The sequence below is a fragment of the Alteromonas sp. P256 genome (assembly GCF_036864455.1).
Classification (GTDB): domain Bacteria; phylum Pseudomonadota; class Gammaproteobacteria; order Enterobacterales; family Alteromonadaceae; genus Alteromonas.
On record NZ_JAZETM010000007.1, the window covers coordinates 84,835 to 96,562 of the forward strand.

Genomic DNA, 11,728 nt, shown 5'->3' on the forward strand with positions numbered 1-11,728 from the left:
CTGTGTTATCCTTTTATCCCACTGTGACGCAGTAATGCATCCACTTTAGGCTCTCGACCTCTAAACGCGACAAATAGCTCCATTGGCGGTTTGCTTCCCCCCATTTCTAAGATATTTGTAAGAAAGGCTTTTCCAGTTTCACGATTGAAAATACCGTCTTCTTCAAACTTGCTGTACGCATCGGCAGATAATACCTCAGCCCACTTGTAGCTGTAGTAGCCCGCTGCATATCCACCAGCAAAAATATGACCAAATCCATTTTGGAAACGGTTGAAAGAGGGTGGTACAGATACGGCCACTTCGTCTCTCACACTATCGAGCACACCTTGCACGTCAACGGTGCTGCCTTTTTCACTGTGAAGTAAGAAGTCAAACAAGCTGAATTCTAACTGTCTGACCATCTGCATGGCAGATTGATAGTCTCTAGCTGCTAACATACGTTCTAGTAAATCTGCTGGGAGTGGCTCGCCAGTCTCATAGTGTCCAGAAATAAAGTTAAGCGCGTCTTCTTCCCAGCACCAGTTCTCTAAAAACTGACTTGGTAGCTCCACCGCATCCCACGGTACGCCATTGATACCAGATACACCCGCCACGCGCATTTTAGTTAACATATGGTGGATGCCGTGACCAAACTCATGGAAAAGCGTTACCACTTCATCGTGGGTGAATAAGGCAGGCTTATCGCCAATGGGCGCGTTAAAGTTACACGTTAAGTAGGCGACAGGAAGCTGTAGTTCGCCATTGCTCATTTCGCGACGCACGCGACATTCATCCATCCACGCACCGCCGCGCTTTTTCGCTCGTGCATACAAATCTAAATAGAAGCTTCCGCGAAGTACGTCAGCTTCATCAGTAATGGTGAAGTAGCGCACATCTTCATGCCAAGTATCTACACCAGGTTGCTCGACAATCGATAGGCCATAAAGTTTGTGAACCACATCAAATAACCCGGACAGCACTTTGTCTTCTGGGAAATAAGGGCGCAGCATTTCATCTGATATCGTGTATTTCTCTTGCTTCAGCTTTTCACTGTAATAAGGCAGGTCCCAAGACGCTAGCTCAGTCACATTGTGCGTGTTGCGGGCGTACGCTTTTACTTCGTCTAACTCTCGTTCTGCCTGAGGCTTCGACTTAGCCGCTAAGTCTCGCAAGAAACCAATGACCTGCTCGGTAGAGTCAGCCATTTTAGTGGCTAGCGAACGCTCAGCGTAACTCGAGAATTCGAGTAACTCAGCTAACTCAGTACGAAGAGATAATATCTGTTTGATGATATCGGTATTGTCCCACTTCCCCGCGTTCGGCCCTTGGTCAGAGGCTTTCGTTGAATACGCGCGATACATTTCCTCACGCAACTCTCGGTTATCTGCATACAGCATTACAGGAAGGTAAGAAGGAATATCTAGCGTAAATAAATATCCCTGGAGATCTTTTTGATGGGCAGCCTGCGCCGCCGCTTCTAAGGCAGACTCTGGCATACCCTCTAACACACTTTTATCACTAACGTGTTTAGTCCAACCCATGGTGGCATCCATCACATTATTTGAAAACGTAGAAGACAATTCACTTAACTTTGCCTGTATTTCTGCAAAGCGCTTCTTTTGCGCGTCAGGTAATGCCACGCCAGACAGCGTAAAATCTCTAACCGCGTTTTCGACTACTTTTTGTTGTTCATCGTTTAGGCTGCTGAACTCTTCTGAATTTTGTAGCGCTACATATGCATTGAACAGACCTTCATGCTGCCCAACCCAAGTGCCATATTCTGACAATAATGGTAAGCAGGCATCGTGGGCCTCTCGCAGCTCATCACTGCTAACCACACTGTTCATATGTGACACTGGAGAAAATATTTTGCTAAGTCGGTCGTCAACTTCTTCTAGACGAAGAACCACATTTTGATAAGAATAATCTTTAGACGCGACTACATCGTCAATTTCTGCTTTGCAGGCCTCAATAGCGCGCTCAACGGCTGGTTTTATCGAATCGGCCTCAATGCCAGAAAACATAGGTAAACCGTCGACTAATTCAATTGCTGGGGTCGTCATAATATATTCACTCTTATCGTTGTATGCATAATCTTAATTAAAAATAAGGTGGGGGTTTTTCATCGAAAAACAACATTCATTCTTAGCCAAGCTTCGTCTAAATAGCATTGCCACACTTCGCTGCTTTATGCCTAACTTGAAGTGATTTGACTTAATCTGTAAGTACAACTATTTTTTAGCCAGAGATCAAAAGCGATTGGCAGTGACGTCGGGCGCTATGTACAGTTACCAAACCGTTACAGACCAGAATGTCACTATTGTCACATTTAAACCTTTTGTCTACTTTGTCTTCTGTACATATGACGCTATAATTCACAAGGATATGAAAAAGGCGAATTTATGAAGACACTTACATCAGGCGAAATAGCATCATACTGCGATGTCAATTTGCGTACCGTAATCAGATGGATAGAAAACGGTAAACTTAAAGGCTTCAAGCTTCCCGGCCGAGGGAACAATCGCGTGCTTGTTGAAGATTTCATTGAATTTTTAGAGCGCCACGACATGCCCATCCCCGACTCGCTGAAGGGTGATGCAACACCTTCAATACTTATCGTCGATGACGAAATGCCTGTTGCAAAATCGATTCAGCGGGTAGCACGCAGAGCCGGGTTTGACAGCTACATCGCTACCGGCGGCTTTCAAGCGGGCATACTGCTTAGCCAGCATGAGCCTAGAGTAATGACACTCGACCTTAGTATGCCAGGAATGGATGGATACAGCGTCATCGAATTCACACGTGAGCAAAACAAATACAAAGAGCTAAAAATTGTTGTTATTTCTGCACTCGATGATATTAGCCTTGAGCGTGCTTTAGAGTTAGGTGCTGATGCATCACTTCAAAAGCCGTTTTCTAATCACGATCTCACTATGGTACTCGAGCAATTTATGTCGATGTAGGACATAAGAGGATACGGAGCGTTTTCATGGTTAGAATATTATTTATAATGTGTATCGCAATCTCGCTGTTAATATCGCACGCAGTGAACGCGAGAACCCTCACCTTTGGTGTTGTGCCTCAACAATCTGCAAAAAAAATGGCGAAGTCGTGGCAGCCCCTTTTCGACTACATTGAAAATTACACGGGGTTAAATATCGATTTTCAAACCGCCAAAGATATTCCGACCTTCGAAGCTAACCTTGCCAATGGGGAATATGATATTGCCTACATGAATCCGTTTCATTTTGTCGTATTTAACTCGTCGGTGGGTTATCAGGCGCTTGCAAAGCAAAAAGATAAACGTTTGCAGGGCATTATCGTTGTACATAAAGACAGCGCCATTCACTCTTTATCTGAACTGAATGGAACCGAGCTGGTATTTCCAGCGCCTGCAGCATTTGCTGCGAGTATTGTGACAATCGCCAAGTTAAAAAACGAAAATATCGCGTTCACTCCTCGCTTTGTGAAATCGCACGACTCCGTTTACCTAAACGTAGAAAAACGTTTTTTTCTCGCTGGCGGGGGAATTCACAGAACGTTAGGTTCATTCCCAGCTAAACAGTCGTTAAAAGTATTATGGGAAAGTCCTCGTTACACTCCTCATGCTATCGCAACTCACCCAAGACTAACCGAGGATGAAAGGCAATCGATAATCAATGCCTTAATCTCAATCTCTAGTGATGCCAGCAGTACTAATATATTAAAGAACTTGGGTATGAACGGCTTTGTTGAAGCCGATGACTCTCATTGGGATGATGTTCGTAAACTTGGCATATCATCGCTGTCTCAACCCCTTAACCAACCACATAGTTAAAGGAATAACTGTGCGATTTTCATTGCGAACAAAAACCATAACAGGCGTGGTATCAATAACCGCAATACTACTTATCATTTTAGTCGTCACTATATTTCAGTTTTTAAACGACCTTGTTGATAATACCGTTGAGAAATCAGCGAGTACCAGTGCGGCGCTTTTTGTCTCTACCACAAAGAACGCATTTTTAAGTTACGATCTTTCCTCTCTTGACGCCGATGTCACGGAAATATTAACCAACCCCAATATTGCTTACGTTAGGGTTAAGGACAAGAACAACAGAGTGTATGTTGAAAAAGGTGATGCTGCCGCTTTGCAAAACGTGTTTGAAGAAGATACATCGGCATCACACACCGACGATGGTATTTACGACACACGAGCCCCCATTTTGGTGAACGATACACGCTATGGTTATGTAGAAATGGGCTTAAATATCGCCTCGGTTACAGACTCTGTGTCGCGAGTGAGAAGCTGGACGCTTACCCTTGCAGCACTTGAATTCGTGCTCGTTGGTTTGTTGTCCTATTTACTTGGCTCATACTTGATGAGACAGCTTCAATCACTTCACACTGGTGCTAAACACCTTGGTGAAGCCATTGAAAATAATCACTATCAGAATATTTTTATTGAAGTTAGCGGTAAAGATGAACTAAGTGATTTGGCAGAAGCTTTCAATCAGTTAGTAGAGCGTTTGCGGGAAGAGCACGGCCAGAGACAGCGCTTTGAAGATGAGCTTAAAGAGTTTAACGCGTTACTCGAAGACAAAGTAAAAGACAGAACCGCAAAACTTAACCAAATGAATATTGAGCTTAAAGAGACAAACAAAAACCTAAAAGAGACTCAGGTGCAATTATTACAAGCAGAAAAAATGGCCTCTGTTGGTCAGTTAGCTGCGGGTGTTGCTCACGAGATAAATAATCCCGTTGGCTTTGTGAGTAGCAACGTCTCAACGTTAAGCGACTATGTCGCCACCTATCAAATGCTGTTCGCGCAAACCACAGCATTATTTAACTGCGAGGATGAGTCACAGCGCACAACACTAATTGCCGACTTACAGCAAAAAGTCATTGATAAAGATATGGAATTCATTAATGAAGATATTGGCGATTTACTTAAAGACTCCACTGAGGGGCTTTATCGCGTTACAGAAATAGTAAAAGGACTAAAACTTTTCTCCCGCGTAGACAGCGACCTAATGCAGCGAAGTAATTTAAATGATTGCATACGCACCACGCTAGCAATGGTCAATAATCAACTAAAATACGTTTGCAACGTAGACACTAATTTAGGCCGAGTTCCATTGGTTGAAATGAATATTGGCAAAATTTCGCAAGTTATCACTAATTTACTCATCAATGCAGGCCAAGCGATAGAAAGTACAGGTAAGCACGGTAGCATCATCATTACCACGGTAACGATTAACGACGTTGTTGAGCTAAGAGTAAAGGACACGGGGTGCGGAATTCCTAAGGCCAATATAGACAAACTTTTTAATCCGTTTTTTACAACAAAGCCAGAGGGGCAAGGTACGGGATTAGGTTTGTCTATTTCGTTTGGAATAGCACAGGAGCATGGCGGTCGTTTAAGCGTTACAAGCACAGAAAATGAAGGCAGCACGTTTACATTGACGTTACCCATTCCTAAAGATGAAAGCGAAGAATCGGATACCCAGTAATTCAAGGCTACGCATTGACTAGCCGTCGAGGTGGCAAGAATTGGTTAGTCTATTAGCAGTAGATAGTATAGTGATAGTAAACAGTGTATTAAGAAAGACTCGACGTAGGCACCGCAATGCCGACATTGTGAGAGGCAGCGTTTTAACAGGATTACGTTTTTTATGACAGCAAATAATAAAGAAAAGCCGACGAAATACACTGTCTTATTTGTCGATGACGAGCCCAATATATTGCGCGCGATTAAACGTGCTCTATTTACAATGGACATCAATTTGCTGCTCGCTGATGGCGGCTCAAAAGCCCTAGAGCTTATGGAGAAGCAGCCCGTTCATGTCATCATCTCGGATATGAAAATGCCGCAAATATCCGGCGCTGAACTGCTAGAGCAAGTTGCTAAGAACTATCCAGAAACCTTTAGAGTCGTCCTCACCGGCTATGCCGATATTGAATCTACGATTAAAGCCGTAAATCAAGGTAAAATTCACCGTTACTTGCAAAAACCATGGGATAACCAAGAACTCATTTCAGTCATCAATGAAGGGCTAGAGCGAGTTAGATTAAAAGAAGAGAACGCTCGATTATTAACGTTAACAGGCTTACAAAATAAGAAGTTAAAAGAGGTAAATGCGACTCTTGAGACTGTTGTTCAAAAAAGAACGCGACAAATAAGAATTGCCCTCAACAGAGTTGAAAAGTATAGCCTAGCACTAGAGCAAGTACTTTTTAATGTAATCAGTATTAACCCCCACATTGACGGCCAGTTCGCCATTGAAGTTAGTAGGTTAGCGGCGAAAATTGCGCGTATGGCGCAATTAGAAACAAGCGACATAAAAACCATTAAATATGCTGGCCTTATTTGTGAAATTGGTATTTTAGGCCTTCGCACACAGGACTACGTAGAGCCTTTCGCAAAACTTAAATATCAATTGCAAAAAGACTATTTGTCACAAACTCAAAAAGCAGCGATGATTTTAGAGCCCGCTCAAGACTTAAAGCAGGTGTCGGAGATAATTGAGCTACAGTTTGAACATTTTGATGGTTCAGGACAGTATAAAAAAGTGGCTAAAGAAATTCCATTAGGCGCAAGAATAGTGGCCATAGCAAGAGACTACTGGCGATTAATAACAGGTCGCCTCACTGGAGTTGAAATGCGCCCTGAAGATGCAAAAATAGAGATGAAAAAGCATCGCAACACGCGCTATGATGGCGAGGTTTTAGACTTACTCCTCAATGCTGACGATATAGGTTCCTCTCCAATACTTAACACCGCCCTACAAGCATCTCAGCTAGAGGAAGGCATGGTTTTAGCGCAAAATTTATACAACGAAAATCATATACTTATTTTGCCTGAAGGCCATGTCTTTAACCAAGTAACAATCGACAAATTGAGGCTTTTTGAACGTAAGCAAGGCAAACCATTTGCAATTGAAATTGAGCAAGAAAATGCCGCAGAGGAAAAAAGCGAATAGCAAGCATCCAAATAATAGAGTGCTCTCTAACGTTTCGTCACGATAACAATTAGTAAGTTAGCGCGTTGATGGATATTTATCGCATGTACTGTACGTATAGTACTTTTTGAGTGTTGTTAGCATAAAATTCATGTGAGAATAGAGACCAAGAATTGGCTCAACGAATCTAAAAAGGCTTTTGTATGAAACATTTTGATTATATTTCTATTGGCGGTGGAAGCGGTGGTATTGCATCTGCTAATCGCGCAGCAAAGCACGGCAAAAAAGCGGCAATAATCGAAGCAAAAGATATTGGCGGAACCTGTGTAAACGTGGGCTGCGTTCCTAAAAAAGCGATGTGGTACGGGGCTCAAATTGCAGAAGCAGTACACCGTTACGCGCCAGAATATGGATTTGATGTTTCAGTGAATCACTTCAGCTGGGATGGTTTAATCGCAAGTCGCCAAGCGTACATTGAACGCATTCACGCCTCATACGATCGCGTGCTAACGGCTAATGACGTAACATTAATTCACGGTTTCGCTACGTTTATTGACAACAATACGATTGAAGTAAATGGTGAAAAAATCACGGCAGACCACATCACTATTGCAGTAGGTGGCCGCCCTTCTATTCCAGATATCGAAGGGGCGCACTATGGTATCGACTCAGATGGTTTTTTTGCCCTAAAAGAGCAGCCTAAGCGCGCAGTCGTTGTAGGTGCTGGCTATATTGGTGTTGAATTGGCAGGAGTACTTCATGCGCTAGGTACCGAAACTCATTTAGTTGTACGTAAGCATGCACCACTTAGAAACTTCGACCCTATCATCCACGAGACGTTGGTTGATATGATCAATACCGAAGGCTGTAAATTACACACCTTCGCCAGCGTTGAAAAAGTGGAAAAAGCTGACGATGGTGAATTGACAATATCATTAACCAACGGCGAGCAATTAAAAGCAGACTGCTTAATTTGGGCCATTGGCCGCGAGCCATCTACCGATAAAATCGGCCTAGAAAATACCGACGTCGAACTAAGCGATGCCGGTACGGTTAAAGTGGATAAATACCAAAACACAACAGCCAAAAACATTTATGCCGTTGGTGATATTACTGGTGAAGCAGAACTTACTCCTGTTGCAATAAAAGCCGGCAGGCTATTGTGCGAGCGCTTATTTAACGGTCAAAAAGATGCACATATGGATTATTCACTCATTCCAACGGTGGTGTTTAGCCATCCGCCTATCGGCACCATTGGAATGACAGAGCCTGAAGCCATTGAGGCGCACGGCGAAGACAATGTTAAAACTTATACATCAAGCTTTGCATCTATGTACACCGCCGTAACCCGTCATCGCCAAATGACAAAAATGAAGCTTATCTGCGCAGGTAAAGATGAAAAAGTCGTTGGGTTGCATGGCATTGGACACGGCATGGATGAAATTTTACAAGGTTTCGCAGTGGCAATAAAAATGGGCGCAACAAAAGCCGACTTTGACGCCTGTGTAGCTATTCACCCTACCAGCGGTGAAGAATTTGTTACTATGTAGCACAGTAACTAGCAAGACAATAGCAAATAACACCTTGCGTAACTAAGTCAATGAAAGTGACACAACTTGCTGAATGACTTACATCTCGCTTGTTACACGCCAGCATTTTTACGGCTTACAAAGTGTAAAGACAAGTCCTCTATAAGCAGTTGCCTTTGGGCAGCCTAGAAGCAGTTGCCTTTGGGCAGCTGCTTTTTTGTTTCATTGCGTCGCGTGAGCTGATGGTTTGGAAAATACAGCGAATGCTTGAAAAAAATTGTTAAAATTAATTTCAACGTGAGCGCTTTGTTTCGTACATCTTTTTATCTGCTGCGCTGAGGAGTTCATCTAGCGTGGCTCCCTCAGTAGGGTAGTAGGATACTCCTAGACTGGCACCAACTGATAATTCAACGCCACCATATTGAATTGGAGCCGTAAAACCGTTGTGTATGCGTGATATGAAATGGGTAGCATCCTCGTGCTTGTCAATGTCACTCAATATCACAACAAACTCATCGCCACCAACCCTAGCGGCGCAATCAGAGGGACGTATAGCCTCGACAAGGCGTTTTGCAACCTGAATAAGCACTTCATCGCCAGCGTGGTGCCCATAGGTATCGTTAATCGGTTTGAACTTGTCTAAGTCGATATACAGGCAGTACATAAGCGTGTTGTTGCGCAAATTTCTCGCAACTTCACGTTCAAAATACTGAAGTAGCGCGCTTCTATTCGCCAACTCGGTAAGTGCGTCGGTTAATGATAGGCGCTTCGCTTCCTTCTCTGCGACCACTCTTGCCGTAATGTCCATATTAATGCCAAACATCTTAGTGCCCTCGCACACGCCGTCCACTTTAATATAGCGCACCTCATTGTTTGGAGTTAATGCTCTAAATTCAGAGTGAAACTCCCCACTTTCAGCAAAAGCATTCTCCAGTTTTGCAGATACAACAGGCAAGTCTTCCGGGTGTAAGGTTGCGGCCCAGTCTTCATAGTCAGAAAATTGTTGAGTATCTGGAAGCTCGTAAATCCTATGCATCCACTCATCCCAAATTATTTCGTTAGACTCGGCATCCCACTCCCAAAAACCTATCTGCGCAGCATCTGCCGCCATGGCCATGCGTTTATTAGCACGTTCAAGCGCTTGACGGGTAGACCTAAGGTCGGTGACATCTTCAATTACCGTTAATAAGAATCGTGGCGTTTTTTTATCTACACCACCAAAAATGGGCGTCTTTTTGGTGGTTAAGTAGCGGATTTTGCCATCAATTGTAACCGACTCATCTTCAATTGCAGCGGGTGTGAGCGTATCAAGCACTGAAGTATCTGAATTAGTGATACGTGCGGCATCGTCGAGATTGAAAATGTCAAAATCGTTTGCTCCGATTAACTCTGCCTTTGTTTTACCGAGAATTTTTTGAGCTGCAACGTTAACATGTACTATAGAGAGATCGGTGGCCTGTTTCACGATAATAGCTAGCGGTAAGTTGTCGAAAATACTTTGGGTGAAAACCTCCTGACGGTTTAAATCGGTTAGGTCTCGCACCGTACACACAAAACTTTGTTCAGCGTGCACGGCATGCGTAATAGTCACCGAAATAGGAAAACGGTCACCATTGCTGTGCCTTCCCGTTAGCCGCTCAGTCACTTGTTCTGAAGTTTGCGCTGCCATCAGCGATAGCACATTGTTTAATATGGCAGAGCGACTTCCAACATCATCGACAAGTAAGTCATGTATGTATAGCTGCGAAACAGTGCTCTGTTGGATGCCAAACAATTGCGCGGCCGCTGGATTGATGTAGTTCACCTTTCCATCGGCCCCAAAGTTAATAAAACCTTCCTGAACGCAATTCAACACACTGTTTAAGCGTGCACTAGCGAGTACTCGAGAGCGGTATTCGATAAGCCCCAGTAATGCAAGACTCGCGACAATCACAACGGCTAAAACTACACGAATAAGCGCCTCTGGCGGTGTGCTAACCACATGGGAATGCGCAGCCCCCGTATCGACAACGTACATGGCGTACATACCAATGTAATGCATGCCTGAGATGGCAACTCCCATAATAATTGAGGCATAAAGAGTTTGTACTGAATGAAGCGAGGACACCGTCGCTTTTTGATGTTCATCAACATACAAAGCCACGCCAGAGAGTAGTACCGCTACCACTATTGATAAACCAAACAACCAAGGGTCGTATACCATCATTGCGCTCGTTTGCATCGCCATCATGCCAACATAATGCATACTGCCAATGCCCGCCCCCATAAGTATGCATCGCACTATAAAGGGGACATTTTTTAACTGCTGTGAAGACACCACTATGTAACTTGCTAATATAGCAGGCAACATTGAAAAAAGTGTTATAGGCATGCTGTAGCTAATAGGAATGCCGAATTTATAAGCAAGCATGCCGACAAAGTGCATGGACCATATTCCAATGCCTAAAAAGACTGCGGCGCAAATACGCCAGACGTTGGCCTCTCGAGCAAACTCATTGTGCGACACACGATGAGCCGTTACAAAAGCAATGTATGATGCACTAATGGCAATGAGAATAGACACGAAAATGAGCCATGGCTCATACACCGGAGGTATAACTGTATAATTCTCTGAGATCGGCATAGAGAAATTAAAATGAGAGTGCTGAATATCAGTCACTATGCGCTTCCTTAACTTTGCGTACTGCGTGTCCGTAAATTGTAATAGCTGTTTTTTGAACTGCTAATTTCAACAGAAGCCCGTCCAACACGTGTTGCTTTACATCATTTTTTGTTTATTGACTGTAGCTCTAAATCCTCGTTCTTGAAAGATTCGGTGACTTTTTTTCAGCATTTACGTATTAATTAGTTAACGGCAATGAGTGGTATTGAATTACGCTCAATACTTAACGAAAGCTTCGCCGCTATTGCGCTAGATTTTGAATTTTTTATAGTCTGCATAACATAATACTTTAGTCTAAATTGCTACCTTCCCTGTTAACATTACACTTAATTAACACTGCCCCATTTTATTATTTAGCCAAATCCCATAGCTAAGTGCATGTGGCAGAGAGAGCTTCGCTACTAGAGATGAGACCGATTTGGTCGCAGAAACTGACCTACGCTTAATATTGCTAAACATCGTAAACCTAATTTTAACGGGCATTCGTCATTTAATCAAAGCGACTAATCGCGTTATGTTTATATAACGTTTATGTTGTAACGTATGATATCAACAAATAATGCTGTTCTTGTTTACGGGCCTGACGAAAAAGAAACAACAACACGCACACTATAAAA

Annotated in this window: 7 protein-coding genes; 5 read left to right on the plus strand and 2 right to left on the minus strand. The window is 43.3% G+C overall.

Features of this window, described 5'->3' with window-relative positions; translation table 11 throughout:
- Positions 1-5 precede the first annotated feature (5 nt).
- Entirely contained in the window at positions 6-2,042 is a 2,037-nt protein-coding gene (gene prlC / locus V7R39_RS12260) for an oligopeptidase A (protein ID WP_334030978.1), read from the minus strand.
- Positions 2,043-2,381: 339 nt separating this feature from the next.
- Here prlC and V7R39_RS12265 point away from each other — a divergent pair, with 339 nt between their 5' ends.
- The 5 genes from V7R39_RS12265 (at position 2,382) to gorA (ending at position 8,470) form a co-directional block, all read left to right on the plus strand.
- A complete protein-coding gene (locus V7R39_RS12265) occupies positions 2,382-2,942 on the plus strand; it encodes a response regulator (RefSeq protein ID WP_334030980.1) in 561 nt (186 codons plus the stop codon).
- 26 nt (positions 2,943-2,968) lie between these two features.
- A complete protein-coding gene (locus V7R39_RS12270; protein ID WP_334030984.1) occupies positions 2,969-3,796 on the plus strand; it encodes a phosphate/phosphite/phosphonate ABC transporter substrate-binding protein in 828 nt (275 codons plus the stop codon).
- A 10-nt stretch (positions 3,797-3,806) separates the two neighbouring features.
- Positions 3,807-5,471, plus strand: a complete 1,665-nt coding sequence (locus V7R39_RS12275; RefSeq protein WP_334030986.1) for a sensor histidine kinase — start codon at positions 3,807-3,809, stop codon at positions 5,469-5,471.
- A 162-nt stretch (positions 5,472-5,633) separates the two neighbouring features.
- Positions 5,634-6,941 (plus strand): response regulator, encoded by a 1,308-nt coding sequence (locus V7R39_RS12280; protein ID WP_334030988.1) that lies wholly within the window; start codon positions 5,634-5,636, stop codon positions 6,939-6,941.
- A gap of 182 nt (positions 6,942-7,123) precedes the next feature.
- Complete coding sequence (gorA, locus tag V7R39_RS12285) at positions 7,124-8,470, plus strand: glutathione-disulfide reductase (RefSeq protein WP_334030990.1); 1,347 nt, start codon at positions 7,124-7,126, stop codon at positions 8,468-8,470.
- Between the two features lie 271 nt (positions 8,471-8,741).
- On the opposite strand, the gene V7R39_RS12290 is transcribed toward gorA, so the two are convergent.
- Positions 8,742-11,108: a sensor domain-containing diguanylate cyclase gene (locus V7R39_RS12290; RefSeq protein WP_334030991.1), complete on the minus strand. Its 2,367-nt coding sequence runs from the start codon at positions 11,106-11,108 to the stop codon at positions 8,742-8,744.
- Positions 11,109-11,728 lie beyond the last annotated feature (620 nt).

What these genes read in the sequence shown, in the direction of transcription:
- prlC (WP_334030978.1), bottom strand. Translation starts at nt 2,042, where the DNA reads ATGACGACCCCAGCAATTGAATTAGTCGACGGTTTACCTATGTTTTCT.
- V7R39_RS12265 (WP_334030980.1), top strand. Translation starts at nt 2,382, where the DNA reads ATGAAGACACTTACATCAGGCGAAATAGCATCATACTGCGATGTCAAT.
- V7R39_RS12270 (WP_334030984.1), top strand. Translation starts at nt 2,969, where the DNA reads ATGGTTAGAATATTATTTATAATGTGTATCGCAATCTCGCTGTTAATA.
- V7R39_RS12280 (WP_334030988.1), top strand. Translation starts at nt 5,634, where the DNA reads ATGACAGCAAATAATAAAGAAAAGCCGACGAAATACACTGTCTTATTT.
- gorA (WP_334030990.1), top strand. Translation starts at nt 7,124, where the DNA reads ATGAAACATTTTGATTATATTTCTATTGGCGGTGGAAGCGGTGGTATT.